The organism is Ktedonobacteraceae bacterium (assembly GCA_035653615.1).
Taxonomy (GTDB): domain Bacteria; phylum Chloroflexota; class Ktedonobacteria; order Ktedonobacterales; family Ktedonobacteraceae; genus DASRBN01.
In genome coordinates this window covers 1-15,787 of record DASRBN010000014.1, presented here as the reverse complement: position 1 = coordinate 15,787, position 15,787 = coordinate 1, and the positions used below count along the sequence as shown (strand labels likewise).

At 53.5% G+C, this 15,787-nt stretch carries 14 protein-coding genes; 4 read left to right on the top strand and 10 right to left on the bottom strand.

Features of this window, described 5'->3' with window-relative positions; all coding sequences use genetic code 11:
* Positions 1–12: 12 nt before the first annotated feature.
* Both VFA09_07600 and VFA09_07595 read left to right on the top strand, forming a co-directional pair.
* On the top strand, positions 13–1,434 hold the full coding sequence (locus VFA09_07600) for a hypothetical protein (GenBank protein ID HZU67127.1): 1,422 nt from the start codon (positions 13–15) through the stop codon (positions 1,432–1,434).
* A gap of 218 nt (positions 1,435–1,652) precedes the next feature.
* Positions 1,653–4,694 carry an FHA domain-containing protein gene (locus VFA09_07595; protein HZU67126.1) on the top strand — a complete coding sequence of 1,014 codons (3,042 nt, stop codon included), beginning with the start codon at positions 1,653–1,655 and terminating at the stop codon, positions 4,692–4,694.
* 178 nt (positions 4,695–4,872) lie between these two features.
* Here VFA09_07595 and VFA09_07590 read toward each other — a convergent pair whose 3' ends face one another.
* Positions 4,873–5,025, bottom strand: coding sequence for a hypothetical protein (locus tag VFA09_07590; GenBank protein HZU67125.1), 153 nt, complete (start codon positions 5,023–5,025; stop codon positions 4,873–4,875).
* 2 nt (positions 5,026–5,027) lie between these two features.
* On the opposite strand from VFA09_07590, the gene VFA09_07585 reads away from it, so the two are divergent.
* Positions 5,028–5,249: a hypothetical protein gene (locus VFA09_07585; protein HZU67124.1), complete on the top strand. Its 222-nt coding sequence runs from the start codon at positions 5,028–5,030 to the stop codon at positions 5,247–5,249.
* Here VFA09_07585 and VFA09_07580 read toward each other — a convergent pair.
* The gene (locus tag VFA09_07580; protein ID HZU67123.1) at positions 5,246–7,621 is read right to left on the bottom strand and encodes a glycoside hydrolase family 52 protein; all 2,376 of its coding nucleotides are present in this window, start codon (positions 7,619–7,621) and stop codon (positions 5,246–5,248) included. The two genes, VFA09_07585 and VFA09_07580, sit on opposite strands and share 4 nt — an antisense overlap.
* Positions 7,622–8,026: 405 nt before the next feature.
* Here VFA09_07580 and VFA09_07575 point away from each other — a divergent pair, with 405 nt between their 5' ends.
* A complete protein-coding gene (locus tag VFA09_07575) occupies positions 8,027–8,530 on the top strand; it encodes a hypothetical protein (protein ID HZU67122.1) in 504 nt (167 codons plus the stop codon).
* Between the two features lie 114 nt (positions 8,531–8,644).
* Here the strand turns inward: VFA09_07575 and VFA09_07570 are convergent, their stop codons facing one another.
* The 8 genes from VFA09_07570 to VFA09_07535 all read right to left on the bottom strand — a co-directional run.
* Positions 8,645–8,971, bottom strand: coding sequence for a hypothetical protein (locus VFA09_07570; protein HZU67121.1), 327 nt, complete (start codon positions 8,969–8,971; stop codon positions 8,645–8,647).
* Positions 8,972–9,038: 67 nt separating this feature from the next.
* A complete protein-coding gene (locus tag VFA09_07565) occupies positions 9,039–9,647 on the bottom strand; it encodes an HAD family phosphatase (GenBank protein ID HZU67120.1) in 609 nt (202 codons plus the stop codon).
* 197 nt (positions 9,648–9,844) lie between these two features.
* Positions 9,845–10,495: a hypothetical protein gene (locus VFA09_07560; protein HZU67119.1), complete on the bottom strand. Its 651-nt coding sequence runs from the start codon at positions 10,493–10,495 to the stop codon at positions 9,845–9,847.
* Between the two features lie 728 nt (positions 10,496–11,223).
* Complete coding sequence (locus VFA09_07555; protein ID HZU67118.1) at positions 11,224–11,991, bottom strand: hypothetical protein; 768 nt, start codon at positions 11,989–11,991, stop codon at positions 11,224–11,226.
* A 185-nt stretch (positions 11,992–12,176) separates the two neighbouring features.
* Complete coding sequence (locus VFA09_07550) at positions 12,177–12,575, bottom strand: hypothetical protein (protein HZU67117.1); 399 nt, start codon at positions 12,573–12,575, stop codon at positions 12,177–12,179.
* A 232-nt stretch (positions 12,576–12,807) separates the two neighbouring features.
* The gene (locus VFA09_07545; GenBank protein HZU67116.1) at positions 12,808–13,701 is read right to left on the bottom strand and encodes a hypothetical protein; all 894 of its coding nucleotides are present in this window, start codon (positions 13,699–13,701) and stop codon (positions 12,808–12,810) included.
* A gap of 125 nt (positions 13,702–13,826) precedes the next feature.
* Positions 13,827–14,735: a polymorphic toxin-type HINT domain-containing protein gene (locus VFA09_07540; GenBank protein ID HZU67115.1), complete on the bottom strand. Its 909-nt coding sequence runs from the start codon at positions 14,733–14,735 to the stop codon at positions 13,827–13,829.
* Positions 14,680–15,787, bottom strand: a 1,108-nt coding sequence (locus VFA09_07535; protein ID HZU67114.1) for an RHS repeat-associated core domain-containing protein, incomplete at its 5' end; no start/stop codon positions are given. The genes VFA09_07540 and VFA09_07535, both read right to left, overlap by 56 nt.

Below are 15,787 nucleotides of genomic sequence, written 5' to 3'. Positions count from 1 at the left end.
AAAAGGACGGCTATGAGCAGAGATAACTCCGGCACGCGCGGCCCGTGGGACGAACCTGTAAGAGAAACTTCTTACGAGGCATATCAACGGCTCAAACGGCTCAAACAACGGGCGCGCCAATCGAAGGCGAGTGATGCGAACAGGGCTGCCTCCCAGCCGGATACTCGCGGCAGGGCACAGGGCCAGTATCCGGCTCAGTCCAGAGATAGGAGTACAGCTGATTCACGCACGTGGCCGCAGAATACGAGCCGGTCGATACAGCGCCCTCTTTCTCCAGAAGTTCCTTATGAAGAGAATTATGGTAGGGGAGATGTACCCTCGCGGGGCTACCGCGCGCACGCCGCTATGCCTGAAATGTATGCTGAGGAGATGGGCGAGGAAGATTGGCCTGGTGCGCGTGATCCTTCAGCACCGTCTGAACGGACAACAATGAAGGCCGGGCCGGGGCCTGGATATGCAGCGCCGCGGGCAGCCCGCACCCGCGAACGCGACCTGGAATGGGAGGAGATGGAAAGGCGGCCGGGACGTCGACGGGCCGCGCCTGCGACAGGGCGGCAAACTGCGCCGCGCCGTCGTAGCTTTGGTTCTGCCGTACTTATCGGCTGCATTGGCGGACTGATCATGCTGGGGTTGATCGCGATTATCCTGATTGTCACGTTTTTGCGCTCGCCGCTGGGAGGTAATGTGCTGAATGGCATTACCAGCAAGGCCTATACCCAGTCGCATACGCAATTGCTGCCTACCTCCAATCTCACGCTGGTGCAGATTCAAAACGAGGTTGGCAATATCAATGTGGCGGTCAGTTCAAGCGTGCAGGCGCCAACACTGACTACGCTCAAGAAGGTGACGGCCAGCAGCGCCAGCGCTGCTAATAGCGAGTTTGGCCGCATCAATGTTTCGGTGCAACAACCTGTGAAATCAGATGTAACCATCAATGCCAGCATCCCTAAACAGGGCAACAATAGCGGCGATTCTGTCGATATCACACTTACCTTACCGCGGACTTCCGGCGCATCAATCACTTTCAATCTCACAACGATAGCCGGTAACCTGAACGTGCAGCAGGTAGAGCTGGCCGCCGGCTCTTGCTTACGCGTCAATCAAGGGAATGTGGCGTTCAATGGAACATTGGATACCAGCACCGGGACGTCGCTTGTTCCATGCATGAATACCTCGGATAACAATCCTCATCCCTGGTATACGTTTCAAGCTGAGGTAGGCAACCTGGATGTGACACTGCCGGCCGTCACCAATATCACGCTGAACGCTGCTACCAATACAGGTTCGATCAACGGTACTGCTTTCGGCCTCACCATCCCCAGCAGCGATAATTCGGCCTCCTATGACGGTCCGCTTATTGGCGGCTCGCCAGCTTCCGCGGCGGAATTGAAGCTGGACGTAGGTACAGGAAATATTACACTGCATAAACAGTAGGGACAGCGGCTCGTCCCTACTTGCCAGCCATCTAGCGCTACAGTATAATAGGCGACGGTTTACATAATGAACCGTTTTCATTGGTCAGGTTCTACCAACAATCCAATGTCGAAAGACCGTTTAGGGCGGCATGGTAGAGCCGTGTAGGGCAGGGGCGCACGACGTGCTGGATCAATCCGCACTCTACCGGTCGCCCTAGAATAGCGAGGGAACTGGCTATGGACGTCGTCAATAATCTTCCAGGGTTGGCTTCAATACGATTTCTTACCGGACCGCTGGCAGGCAGTGTTTATCCGATCAGTAAGCCCGAGATTACGATTGGACGCGAGCCTACTAATGATATTTCGGTAAGCGACCCATCTGTTTCACGACACCATGCTCGACTGGTATATGCCGGGGGGCAATGGAGTATTGAAAAACTATCGCCACAAAACATTGTGACTGTCAATTCACAGAACGTGCAGAGGGCAACCATTTCTGATCGCGATACGATTGGTCTGGGGGCCGGCACAACCTTTCAATTTCTCACGACGCCAGCTCCTTCGTCATCCGCTGCGTACCCGCCCACGCCGTCCTCGCAGCAGCAAGCCATCCGCTCCACTCCGGGGGTTCCGCAGCAGGCCGCGCCAACTCCGGTTCCACCATATGGAGGACAGCAGGGATTTGCTACGGAGGCAGCGCCATCGGGCACCCAGCGTGTTCCTGCCGGTGGTGCTGTACCAGGCCTGCCATCGCTGGAAGTGAGCTCAAATGTGCATCCCGATAAGCAGGCGGTCGCGCTGACAAAACAGGTGATAAATATTGGGCGCGATCCATCGAATGATATCGTGATCAATGAGCCGGTAGTTTCGGGCTTCCACGCGCAAATTGTGCGTGAGGGCAACCAGCTGGTGCTGGTTCATCCCCATCCCGCGCGGGGAAAGACGCTGAATGGCCTGCTGTACCAGGGCCGTCACATCCGGGGGGATCAGCAATTCCGCAAACCACTGGCGCGCGGGGATATCTTCCGTATCGGCGATGAACATGGGACGCTGGTGACGCTGGCATTTAATGACGGCAGTGGCGCTACGCAGGATATTGTGCCGGAAATCCGGCCAATCCCGCTGGGCGCTCCGGTGATTACGCTTGGGCGCGCGCCTGATAATATGGTGGTGCTGCAACACCCACAGGTTTCGGGCCACCACGCGCGCCTGGAACGGGTTGCTGAAGGCTATCGTATCGCGGATCTCGGCAGTACCAATCATACCTATGTCAATGGTCAGCGCGTCTCGAACCAGGTGCTGCGTCCAGGAGACGAGATTCGTATTGGTCCCTATAAGCTGACCTTCACGGGTACAGAACTGACGCAGCATGATGAGAGCGGTGGCATTCGTATCGATGCGCTGCACCTGAAGAAGGTGGGGAACAAACAAACGATCTTGATCAACGATATTTCTATCGTTGTTCCCCCGCGCAAATTTGTCGCCCTGGTGGGTGGTTCCGGCGCCGGCAAATCTACTCTCATGGATGCGCTCAACGGCCTGCGCCCCGCGCAGGAAGGAGCCGTCCTCTACAACGGCCAGAACTATTATCACCACCTGGCCGCTTTCAGCACGCAGCTGGGCTATGTGCCGCAGGACGACATCGTCCACCGCGATTTGACCGTCGAACGCGCCCTCTACTATACGGCAAAGATGCGCCTGCCCGACGACTTTACCGAGGAGCAGATCCAGCAGCGTATTACGGAGGTGCTGGAAGATGTGGAGATGAAGCACCGCCGCGGTCTGCTGGTCAGCAAACTGTCCGGCGGCCAGCGCAAGCGCGTGTCGATTGCGCTTGAATTGCTCGCCAATCCGAGCGTTTTCTTCCTGGACGAGCCGACATCGGGCCTTGATCCCGGCCTCGACCGCAAGATGATGTACCTGTTGCGCAATCTTGCCGACAAGGGACATACTATTATACTGGTGACGCACGCCACCAATAACATCAACACTTGCGACTACATCTGCTTCCTGGCGCAGGGGGGTCGCCTGGCTTATTATGGGCCGCCCAACGACGCCAAAGCCTACTTCGGCAAAACAGACTTCGCCGAAATTTATAGCGCGCTCGAGCCGACCGACGAGAACCCCAATATTCCCGCCGAAGCCGAGGCGCGTTTCAAGGCCTCACCGGACTACCAGAAGTACGTGATAGGGCCGCTGAACACGGGACCTGCCGCTCGCGTCAACACGGCGCAAGAAACGGCCGCCGTCAAGCCACCCAAGCGCGGCAACCCGTGGAAGCAGTTCTCGCTGCTCTCACAGCGCTACCTGGAACTGCTGAAGAACGACACGGGCAACCTGCTGATCCTGCTCTTGCAGGCGCCGGTCATCGGCCTGATCCTGTTCCTGATGCTGCTTTCAGGCGGAGGTAACACCTTCACGGCAACCAGCGTTGCGACGTGCCCAAACATAAACGGGAGGCCAATCGCGCAAAAAGCGGGATCAAACTCGCTAAACTGCCAGGATGTGCTGAACTTTTTCAACAGCCCGCAGGGACAGGTAGTCTTGCAGAGAAACTTTCCCGGCAAAACGCCAATACAGGCGGTACAAGATGTGATTCTGCCCGGATCAGGACAGGATGCGCAGAAATACCTGTTTATCATGGCGTTCGCGGCGGTGATGTTCGGCACCATCAATGGAGCGCGCGAGATCGTGAAGGAAGCGCCGATCTATAGGCGCGAGCGCACGGTGAATCTGGGCATCGTGCCCTATATGTTCTCCAAAATAGCCGTGCTGGGAACATTGAGCCTGCTGCAAAGCGCGATCCTGGTGATCATGGTGGCTGTCGTCGCGCCATTCCACCAGGGCGTCTTCTTGCCAGTCACGCTGGAGATTTATATTACGCTGGCGCTGACATCGCTGGCCGGACTGATGCTGGGCTTAGCCATCTCGGCGCTGGTGCCCAACAATGACCGGGCGATGAGCTTTGTGCCCATCATCCTGATCCCGCAGGTGATCTTCTCCGGCATCATCTTCGAGATCAACGGGCCGATCATGCAATTCATTGCCGGTTTCTTCGCGGCGCGCTGGTCGATGGCGGCGATGGGGACCTCAATAGGTATTCACGGGGACCGCATCAACGGGGACACCTTTTCATTCCAGGGCACGCTGTTCGCGACGCACAGCCAGGGAGAGGCAGTCGCGCACCTGCTGCTGTGCTGGTTCTTCCTGGCGGCGATGATCGTCGTACTTGGCCTGCTGATCGCTTACTTCCTGAAGCGCAAGGATGTGCGGGCATAACAAATAAGAGTCATCCCGAATTGGGGGGAGAGGGCGTATCCTGGTGGTCGCCCTCTCCATGGCTCCTCGAAGATTGGGGATGACTCTTGTTTGTTACGCCTGTACAGGCAGGCACTGAGCGTTAAGAAAAATATAACCTCTTCTTTAAAATCACCACTCCCTTGCTACTGGCTTCTCCTCATTCCCCTGTCTGGTCGTCAAAGTTCATCAGGATATGGCGATACACAAAATCAAGCATTAACTCTTGATGTTTGATGCGCTCTTCGACGCTGGATGTGCCATGACCAGCGTCGAACCAATGGACTTCGATGGATTTGCCCAGTTGCTTCATCTTTGCTTCATAGACCTGCATCTGGCGCGGTGTGCAGCGGGTATCGTTGTCAGGTAGCCGCCATTCGACCAGCCGGTGAGGAAGATCTTTGCCGGGTCGGCAATGCCTTTACTTTTCCGTTGGGTCTTTTCGGCAAGGACCCGCGCATCTTTGTACCGCTCATTGGGGTGGCCGTCCTTTATGCCTGTTTGCAGCGGAATGATGTCTGGGAAAAGCTGGTCTAATACCCCGCGTCCAAAAACGCCCAGCTAATCAGCCCGCGTGGATAGTAGTTGCCGGGCCAGAGTTGCCCGGTATCGCGCAGGCCTTCGCCAAAATTTTGGGGGAAGCCCGCGTTGAGTTGAAATACGGCGTCTGTCACATCCAGGCGCTTGCAGGATGCGCATCCATGCTGCGTATAGATGAGATCGGCAACGATGCCCGAAAGCATGACTTTGCTGAACCATTCGTAGCGCGGGCAGCCGCTGCCTGGACATGAAGCATTATTGGCCCGCGTGGATTCGAGGGCGATCATTGACGGTGAAGAGAGGGTGTTGGCGCTGAGGTCTGCCGGATATTGTTGTGCGAGGTCATGTAAAAGCGTGGGATTCACCGCGCTATCCTGGCCGGTGAGGTACAGGTAAAAGAGGCCGTCGCCCAGGGTTACCGAACGCCCATCACAATTGCTGTAGGCGTTGTTGTTCTCGGCGAGCGGGATGAAGCCACGCGTCTTATATTCGCGCAGCATGGCATTTTCGATTTTCGCGGCATCGCGCTTCCAGGTATTGCCATTGTTGTCTCCCGCGACCTGCCCATCGAGAAAGGCGGTAGCAAGGTAAGCGCCGGCTTCCTTGAGACCTTGATAGTAGAGGTTGCCTGCGCCGGGGGTGTTGTTATGCAGGCAATCCTGCTCGTCGTCAAAGGTCGTGTTGGTGTCCTGGAAGTTATAGGCAATGCCGGTGGCGGGATCGCCTACGGCCTGGTTGTGCAGCATGGCGCCGTCGATCAATGTCATGTTGGCATGGTTGTTATCCGTTAATAGAGACATATCGCCTGTGAGACTGGCGTAGTAAGCGGCCAGCAGCGCGACGTTGGAATCTTCCTCGGTTGGCATTGGCGAGCCGCCAAAAAGCGAGGGGTAGCAGGAGGCGCGAATAGTTGGTGTGCCATGACCCACTATCGCACAAGCGCCGCTAGCGGCTACGTCGCCTCCGGCATCATGCTGGAAGTACACGCCAAACGCATCGGATGTGGCATTCTTAAACACAGTGGATAACTCGCCGCGGAAGAACCAGGGCACGCGGTTGATCTCGAAGTAGCCATAATCGTACAGCACATCGACGGTGGAGAGGAAGCCGGCGTTGCCCTCGTAGACAGCCGCGTCGTAGCCGTTTCCGGCGCAGTCCTGCCGCCCTACGAGCCAGGTATTGGCTTTGTAGCTGCGCAGCGAGTCGGCGATTACCCAGCGCTGCACAGGTGTCAGCACATTATTTTGTATCAGGATGTTCTCCATTGCCTGCGCGCGCCCCAACAGGTTATCGCCGCTGGAGAGATTGTCGATGGCGAAATCCACTACCTGATTGATAGAAGCCCATTCGCGCGCCGCGTACATCTCCTCGCCCTGGCAGCCGGGCGGCAACTGCGTATTGATGAAGAGATTCTGGCTGGGGTTCCAGCCGCCGATGAGCATATAGGTTGTGCGAGTTTGTGCCGGGCCGATGCTGTAGTGCCAGGAGAGGCCGGCGCGGTCGGCAATAGCAGTGTTGCAATGCCATTGCGCGTTATTTCCTGCCAGGAAGAGCGTGCCGCCGGCTGTATCGGAACCGGTGGCATATGAGAGGACATTCACGACGGTGCCACCAGGCGTGGTGTGCCGGACGCAGCCATTATCACCAGAGGACAGAGGGCGATTGCTGCCGAAGAGAAATTTGCCGGTCCGCGTTTTGTGGCTCGTGTTTTGCAGGCTGATCCCGATAAGCAGGACGGGCACGGTGTCATCCTGCACGGAACGGGCGCAATTGGAGATAAATGTGCAGCCAGGTTCGCCCAAAAAGGAGTCGATGAAGTCCACGGTGATGTGCATGCCTGATCCGTCGCTGGCGTCCCCTTCCCAGCGACTCGTATCCAGTCCAAGCGTCCAGCGTTCATTCAGCATGTAGCTATCTCCCTGCGCGGCGTTGAGCCTGCCCATATGAAAAATCGATGTGCTATGTTCGCCACCGGGAGCGATGCCCACAATATAGCTGGCGCTATTGTCATGAAAGAGGCCGCCGGTGCCGCTTTGCACGGAATCGGTGCCGGGCGAAATGATAAAGTCAAAACGCGAACCAAATTTCGCGTTGGCATCATTGAAGTTGCTATTGTTGTTGAAGGTCTGGACGGGAAGCCGGCGGTCAAGCTGTAGAGGACAGGCCCTGTAGAGACAGCGGCTTGTTCCTATCCCCGTACTCCGACCAGGACAGGGACAGGCCGCTGTCCTTACAGGGTTGGTAGGGGCTGGGGGATGGTTTGCCAATGCACCGCCAGATACCAGGAGCCAGGGGAAGGTAATGATAAGCAGGAGTATGCCGAATACAGATGGATGAAAACGCCGCACGGTCCGATCTCCCAAACGCATTGATAAAGTCCTTGATATCCCAGACGTATTTGTAAAATCAAGGATATCTATGTTCTAGAAACGGCCAGAAATGCAAAAGAAGGCTTAAAAAGGACTTTTGGCTTGCTTCCTTTAGATGGGTGACCCGGCAGTCTCCACAGATGGTGATATACAAAAACTTTGTACATTGAACGTACACACCCATGAGTATAACAGACCTGAGATGAATTTACCAGGACAGGCTGGTTGAGTTGACGAACGAATCAAGACGAACGAATGAATATGACACATGACCCATGCACTCAGCAACCATTTCCTTTATGCTTGATAGCAGAAAGAATGGTAAGTCAGGAGAGAGCATCTCGGGGCCTGGTAAGGGCGTACCCTGGTGGTCGCCCTCTCGCCGTAAAGAGGAGGGTACAGACGATGAATTGCGTGATGCCAAAACTGTCCGGCACAGGTCTGAATATCGAATATATTGCTGATCCCATGTCGCAGTGGGAAGATCAGTATGCGACGACTCCAATGGCAGCCGTTCAATCCATCTTTCGCGCTCCTGGCGAAGAGGAACTACATACCGCATTCGAGCAGGCGATCAGCGACCGCGTGATGAGCGTCAACAGGAGACTTCGTCACCTGAGCGGGCCAATCACTGCCGGTGGATACGCGCAGCCCTCCACGGATCAACTTATAGAGTGTGATGGGACGAGGATAAGTTTGTATTCCAGGGCGGCCACAAGGGTACGCCACTACCCTATACGGATGGGCGTATCAGAACCTGATAGTTGGCGAGACCCCATTGTCAATGCCAGGCTTGCATATCATACAAACAGGTGGCAGCGAATTGTGTTAATGGTGTGTTTATGCGTGCTGATGATGACGCTCGGCTTCGATTTGATGGGAGTGCTGCTGATGTATGGTGGGAGGTAGGTCTTCAGGCCTTCGAGATTTGGATACCCAGGTGTTCGAGCAGGCGGCGGCTCAGCTCTGCCGGATATTTGATGGGTTTCTTCTGCGGGCCATGGGAGTCCGAACCGGAACTGGTTAGCAGGTAATGTGTATGGGCATAATCGAGGTACATAGCAATCTGCTCCGGTGTATGGACAGGATAATAGACCTCAAGGCCATCAATGGGAACTTCGTGTCTACGGCGGTCAGCAACGGCAATTGTTTCTCCGCCGCGAGGTGTTGCAGCATGGCGGTGATATCCACCCGGTCGTGATCCGTGATAGCTGCCAGGCCAAATTGTTCATGCACCAGGTAGTCGATCAACTGTTCCGACGACCAGGTGCCATCGCTAAAGGTAGTATGCATTTGCAGATCAATAGCCGCATCGGGAGCCAGCACGAGATGGGGGGTCATTGCTTTCATAGTCGTTTCCTTTCAGAATATGCTCGTCTTTGCGCAATATGTATCGAACAACATTGATGACAGGAGTTCAAGAGCTTTGTAAGCAGAACTGAATGTCTGCGATGGCCTGCCTGGTTTCTCGAAAGAGGATAGCATGGATACCAAACTCGCGAGCGGCAGCGATGTTGGCCTCGACGTCATCCAGGAAGATTATTTCTTGCGGCAGCACGCCTAGACGTTCGCAGAGCACTTCAAAGATACGTCTCTCCGGCTTGGCTACTCTCTCCTCATGAGAATAAATGAGGAGATCGCATATATCAGCAAAATGGTAACGCTCCTGCTCTTTGCCCCTGGCGCCTACAAAGCTATTGCTGAGCAAGGCGGTTCGATAGCGCGGGCGCAGGCCGGCGAAGTAGTCGGCAAGTTCACTATTGAGAGTGCCAAGATACTCTTCCCATAGATCGGCCATTAACGCCTCGACTTGCCCCTGATCCAACCCCAGGATGTCGCCGGTACGCTTTTGAACATCCTCTTCCGCGATGGTGCCCAGGCTGCCACCTCTCCACACGTCCGCGAGTCGTTCATGCAGCTCCCCCGGCTTCAGATCAAGTTGCGCCTCCCATTTTTCAACCCAGCCTGTCGAGGGTGTAATTTCCAGTACTCCGCCGATATCAAAAACAACTGCTTTAATGGACATAGTAAGGTTCCTCTCAGGAAAATTTCATCAATGTTCTTTTCAGAAAGATTTGTTTCAATATATCAGTTGCGGATATATCCGTGTTAGATAGAGTAACTTTTATATGGATGGTTTGTCAAGGGGAGTCTAAATCAGGTTATTTTTCCCCTCTGTTTGTAAGCAATGCAGGCGCGTTCTGACAAGAGCTTCGTGAAAAATCAGGCTTCCTCGACCGTCAAGGACGCCTCTGCTGGCCTCTCCGGGTGATAGCGGACTAACGTGTGACATTTTGTTGGGTTGGGACCCTCGTCCGTAAAACGATTCATCACGATGTGCCAGGTTTTCTCTTCTCGCCAATCAAGTTGCTCGCTGGAAAGAGCTCGGCGATGCAACTCAAAGGTATGCCCCTCTATTTCCTCACATTCATCGAGAGTAAAAATAGTATCTGGATAGTTCTTTTTCCAATACGCAAATGCTAGCTGAATGGCCTGCCCAATTAGCTGGTATTCCTGCTGGGATAAGAGGGTACGAACTTCTATCAATTCCAGTCCGGCAGCACAGATGTCTGTCAAAAAGTAATGTTTCCTCTCAGCAGACCAATGGACCTGCCACATTCCACCAGCATAGAGAAATCCGTTACTCCAGACACTGATCATGATGCCATCCAGGTCTTTGGCATCAATACTTACGTCAGGATGGAGAAATCTGTCCAGATTATAATACAGCTTCTCTCCTTTCCAGGTATCCTGGAGGATCGTCACATGGTCGTAGAGTCCAGGATACACTTGAAAATCGAGGAAAATATCGAAGAAAATGTTTTCTTGATACATGGTATAGAGCACTTTGACCGGTATTTCATTATCTAACATGGCTCATTTTTCCTTGAAAACCACTCATCTAAAGGGACTCATCAGTCTCTTATAGCTAAGGTGACACGCTGACGTAGAATTACTTTAGTATACCTCGTAGGAGAGATATTCGTCCTTTAAAGTATTCTTTCCCAGGATAAATGCCTCTAAATGTTGAATCCACCTGAGGGATGCATTCCTCTGTAGCGTTGAAAGACAGCTAGCTATGACGATTTCCAGAGATCATTCGATAAATTAGGTGCGATTGCTCTGTCCTTTTTGCTATTATGTCTGACCATTGATAGTCATCATATTCTAAGACGATTTGCTTCGGTACCTGGAGGCATTTTTCAATTTTGTCGTTTTTATCCTGGTATTGCCTCTTGTCGACTCTACGCTAAGGATAGAAGAGGCTAAGCATCCCCCCATTTTCATGATACCAAACAAAGAATCCAGCATTTGCACCGTTAGCTTCTGCGGTCTGCTGTAATTCCATCGCCCAGGTTCCGAGATGCGGCCCGCACCATTCATCGCAAGGTTTATACTCTGTTACGACATGTACTGCATAACCCTCTCCGAACTGAGCATTGTCTAACAATCATCGCCTTGCCCATTCGCTCCCTATCGTAGTCCTGCTGAGAAAGTAACACAGTCCTTCAATACTTCCTCTCCAACCTCCGCCATTCTCACTTGCAGATGATTTATCATTTACTCATTTCTCCGTTGATCATTCTCCTATTGCAGGACATTCAGGCTTTTCCGAGTTCCTCATCAGGCCGCAAGTAAATTTCTTGCATTCGGCGCGAGATAGCTGCATCACCTTCAATTGAATGTTGATACTGAGTTGGTGTACACGCACCAATCAGTTGTATCTCCCGCCGTGCCAATAGCGGTTTGAGCAAGTTACTTGCATCGATGGGAGAGTGTTCCCACTCTCTTCCTATGAGCCGATGGAAATCATTGATAAAAAACACCACCTGTTCCTCTAGCTGGCGCACTGCTAGAAAAAGCGCCTGAAGTCGGGAAAGAACCACATCAGGAGTGTTCCATTTCTCTAAAGAAGGCCACCATCCTCCAGGGCAGTATTTGACAAACATTTGTTCCAATATATCCTCCGACACAGGGCCAGCGAGATCCGCCTCCCATTGGCTTTCATCTGGCGAAGACTGCTCTGGTAATACGAATGAATAACTGCTGCGAGAAGTGGGAATATTGGCAAACAACGCCTCATAGTTGAGAGCAATGACCTGCCAGGTGGATAAAGGGTTAGATGCTTCACCTTCAGTCATCCGACGAACCACTTCGATAACTACTCGCCATCGCTGCATCCCATCAAGGTCCAGTAGCAATGGATTGTATTTGCTGTTGGTCTTCTCCCGCCGGAGGAGAGTCTCAAAAATGCGTGACACGCATATCTCATAGCCTACTAGTGGAGAAAATACTCCCTGGCGTGCTATATGGGTCAAATTGTGTCCATAACGCTCTAGGGGAGAGGAATCCATTGGGGAAGTTTCCAAGATATGCCTCCTTCGCCTGCGTACATCAGCATAGCATGCTATCTTGCATCTTGAAATATATAGTTCAGCCTTTTTATTATGATTATATTTTCTACTGGGAGCAGGCATTATCCAAATTGACACTGCTTGTCAAGCCCTACTTTTTAGCAGCATCAATTTGGATAAAATTTCTTTACCCTATTCCATCACCTGCTAAAAACGATCCACATTTTGCCTCCTGATTCGATTTCGATGCTACCTGGTGTAAATCCAGACCCTTCTAAAACCGATGAGAACATTCTATTAACAAGCATTATTCCACGCGACACCGGTGAAAAGTGAGTTGCAAAGTTATCTGAAATGTATCCCTTGACTGTTGTTACATCACCACCAAGCCAATCGACGAGGGCAGGAAGTTGACTTTTAACCTGACTAAGTGAATCCATCCATGCGATTTGCAATTCTCCTGAATTGTGATAGAACGTTACTTCCAATCTATTTCCTGCCGCATCGATGTGTGTAAAGTCCGACACTCCTTCTTTATTATCAGAACCGTAATCCAATTTTTCCCAGCCAGCCGGAGGATCACCTCCACAATTATGCACCACCCACTGCCCCATCCCCACGGTGAAGATATGGTTCTGGTTGCTGCTACTGGCATACCATTGGGTCAGGTGGTGCCACTGTAGGCGCGGCCGGTCACGTGACCACAACAGTGCTGAATTGAGAAAGGCAGTTTTCGCCTCAGCACTTTCCCTGGCTCATTTCATGTACTCGTTACGATTAGTGGGTGAAAGAAATGTGAAAGGTTCTTTCAGCCACTTCATAGTGAGTTATTTATACCAGAGGAAAAGCCCGCCTGAGATAGGCATCAAAGATGATTTGCTGATTCCATATTTGAGAGAAAGCAGAAGCTAACGTCAGCCATGCGGCAAAAGTTCCTGCTCCTGCATGCAGGGTTTGGCCCCCATCTCCTCCACGCATGATCCCTTTCTCCATACAGAATTCCCAATGAGCAGGATTGCGAGCAATGAACAACCCCCAAGCATTTTGTCGCAGATGCAGATCCCACCCAATCACTTTCCTCTTCTTTCCCAGCAGAGGAGGCGCATACCCAGGAGTTGCGTTTCCCCAGCGAAAGAGCGCCCGTGAACCAGCAGCACAGGCATATTCCCATTCATCGGAGGTGGGGAAACGAAATCCCTCTTTGGAAATGCGCACCAGGACTTCTTCAAAAGAAATGGGCGTCATCGTACGTTTCCACCCGCCCGAGGCACCTAGAGCCTCATCAAAAATCGGTGGGGGAGCCAGGGGCGTAGCAAGTACTTCCAGAAGCAACGGCTGGATGCTGACCTGCCGAAGAGGCGTCATTACCTGATCCAGGAAGGTTTCAAGCGAGAGGGAAAACATAGCCTCTGTTTCCTCGCTCCAGCTTTTCGATTGCTCTTGAGTAGGCACAAACGGTTGTTCGCGATCATAGCCCAGTGTCACCTCGCCTCCTGGAAGGAAGGCGAAAAACGCATGATGGTATCCTTCTGGAGACCCCTCCCATTCAAAGAACGCGACCTGGTGTTGCTGATCACCTAATACACATCTTTCAACCTTACAAAAATGGAAAGAAGCAGGTAACAAACGATCAAGATCACGAGCCACTTGCTCACATTCAGAGTGTGCGAAGTGTTCCCATTGATCACGCATGAGCAACGTCTTTAAGGATTCGTCGATGGTCATTCTTGCCTCCATAGTTAATTTGGATGAGAGCAAATCGAACCGATTGGCAGGCCCGAGCCTCAATTGGGCCTGCCAAGTAGGAAGAAGCCAAACTGCCACATTCAAGTTCATCTCTGGGCTCAATACTATGGATTAAAAGTCCATACATTAAAACCTAAACCGTCAAAGAAACTTACTCTAACTGTATAACCGGCTTCCCGTGCCAGCGTATATAAGTTAATGACGCAATTTCCGCATGGGCCGATGTCTCCCGCATGGCGTAATCCTATCACGATTTCGTCACCTTCGACTGCCCCTCCATTCCTTAGTGCCTCCACAATTCGAGCACCAATATGGGTCTCAGCACAACACCCTCCCCATAGATTTCTTACTGCAGGAGTATCTCCAATCATTATTTCACCCGGGGAATAATTTGTTGCGGTAATGATATCACCTGCAGCAGTTCTAACATTTGAAGTGGCGACTGCACTAATATTTCCCCCTTGATTCAGAAGCTCATCTGCTTTGGCGGCTAGATCATAACAGTCCGAGTTATGGACCACCCACTGCCCATTCCCCACCGTGAAGGTATGATCCTGTGCGACCTCCAGATTATACATCACGCTGGCCCCAGGCACACTCTTCCACCTCGTCACGACCCCATACGTGCCACCGGCCCGCAATATATGCATCCCCAATTTGATCTGCCCCACCGGCAGGAACCCCTTTTCCCTGGTCAAGAAGGGATGCTTCTGGTTGGTGTGAATCACTTCGCTTGTCCTGGTCGCAGGCTTGCCATGCTGCGCTGGCTTGCTTGTTGTCAGCGTCAGATCCACCAGGTCGTGGTCGTGGTTGATCCACACATGCAGGATGGGCTCGAGTTCCATGTGCTGGGTCTGGGGATTATAGGCCTCAACTTCCTCTCCTGGCCGGATCGTCCCAATCGCCTGCTCACCTTGCGCGGTCGCTACCTTAGTAGTGGCGCTAAAGCTACATCCCTCATCGGCGGCAGGGGCCGCATTGCCCGCTGCTCCCCCCCTCGGCCGGTCTCTCATCTGAGCCGTTTGGTTCCCCAAAACAGACTGGGGTCAGACATCCCCCTACCGGGGCGGCAGCACTCCCCTGACCCGTCACCTGGATGCTGCCGCTACCGGTGCCTCCTCCACATGGCAAGCTCAAGCCGCCTTGCACCCCAATGTCGATGCCAAAGGTGATGCCGCCAATGCCCACCGCCGGCGCAAACCCTCCTCCCCCTACATCTAGCCGCCCACCCACACAGGCGACCGAACCGACGCCGGTCAAGGTGGAAGCCGGAACCTGGATGCTGGTGTTGGCATGGGCATGGACCAGATACCAGACCCAGCCACAGTCCAACTGGCTCTGTGAGCCGCAGGAACTCTGCGGGCCGGAGGGAGGCGCATAGTTGTGGAGAATGTGCTGCCACTGGTTTCCCGGGTCCTGACCACCTGGGTCCGGTACATACATCTGCCCGGAGGGATCGGTATAGGTTTCGGGGTTGCCACCCACATAGCCGTAGGGGTTCAGGCCGGCCAGGTTGCCCTGTACGGGGTCCGCCGAGAGAAACACGCCCACCACCGGGTCGTAGTAGCGCGCGTGGAAATAATCTAAGCCGGTGAGTTGATCGTTGTACTGGCCGGTAAAGCCCTTGGCGGTGTTGAAGGTGCCAGGGTTGTAGCGTGTGTTGCCATAGGGACCGAACAATTGGTTGGCCTGCACCGAGGCGCCACCTGCCGCCCAGGTGATCTCGGAAAGCACGCTACCTAAGGCATCGGTGAGCAAGAAATAGGTGCCGTTGGCGGTCAGGTCGCCTAAGAGTTGCCCACCCAGCAAGTAGTAATAGGTGTTGGAGAGGTTGCTGCCACTGGCGCTGTAGAGGTGCTCTTGCAGGCCGAAGGGGTAGATGGTGTAGGTCGTGCCACTGCTGTTCGTCGAGCGCTTGAGCACGCGGTTGCCATTGGCATCATAGGCATACCATTCGTGGTTGGTGGAGCCGGCATTCCATTCCACGAAGCGGTTGAGGTGGTCGTAGGAGAGGGCCGCCGTGGTGCTGCTGGAGGTGCGCGTGGTGACGTTGCCCCAGGGGTCG

What these genes read in the sequence shown, in the direction of transcription:
- VFA09_07545 (HZU67116.1), bottom strand. Translation starts at nt 13,701, where the DNA reads ATGACCATCGACGAATCCTTAAAGACGTTGCTCATGCGTGATCAATGG.
- VFA09_07540 (HZU67115.1), bottom strand. Translation starts at nt 14,735, where the DNA reads ATGAGAGACCGGCCGAGGGGGGGAGCAGCGGGCAATGCGGCCCCTGCC.
- VFA09_07600 (HZU67127.1), top strand. Translation starts at nt 13, where the DNA reads ATGAGCAGAGATAACTCCGGCACGCGCGGCCCGTGGGACGAACCTGTA.
- VFA09_07590 (HZU67125.1), bottom strand. Translation starts at nt 5,025, where the DNA reads ATGAAGCAACTGGGCAAATCCATCGAAGTCCATTGGTTCGACGCTGGT.
- VFA09_07580 (HZU67123.1), bottom strand. Translation starts at nt 7,621, where the DNA reads ATGCGTTTGGGAGATCGGACCGTGCGGCGTTTTCATCCATCTGTATTC.
- VFA09_07570 (HZU67121.1), bottom strand. Translation starts at nt 8,971, where the DNA reads ATGAAAGCAATGACCCCCCATCTCGTGCTGGCTCCCGATGCGGCTATT.
- VFA09_07565 (HZU67120.1), bottom strand. Translation starts at nt 9,647, where the DNA reads ATGTCCATTAAAGCAGTTGTTTTTGATATCGGCGGAGTACTGGAAATT.
- VFA09_07575 (HZU67122.1), top strand. Translation starts at nt 8,027, where the DNA reads ATGAATTGCGTGATGCCAAAACTGTCCGGCACAGGTCTGAATATCGAA.
- VFA09_07560 (HZU67119.1), bottom strand. Translation starts at nt 10,495, where the DNA reads ATGTTAGATAATGAAATACCGGTCAAAGTGCTCTATACCATGTATCAA.
- VFA09_07595 (HZU67126.1), top strand. Translation starts at nt 1,653, where the DNA reads ATGGACGTCGTCAATAATCTTCCAGGGTTGGCTTCAATACGATTTCTT.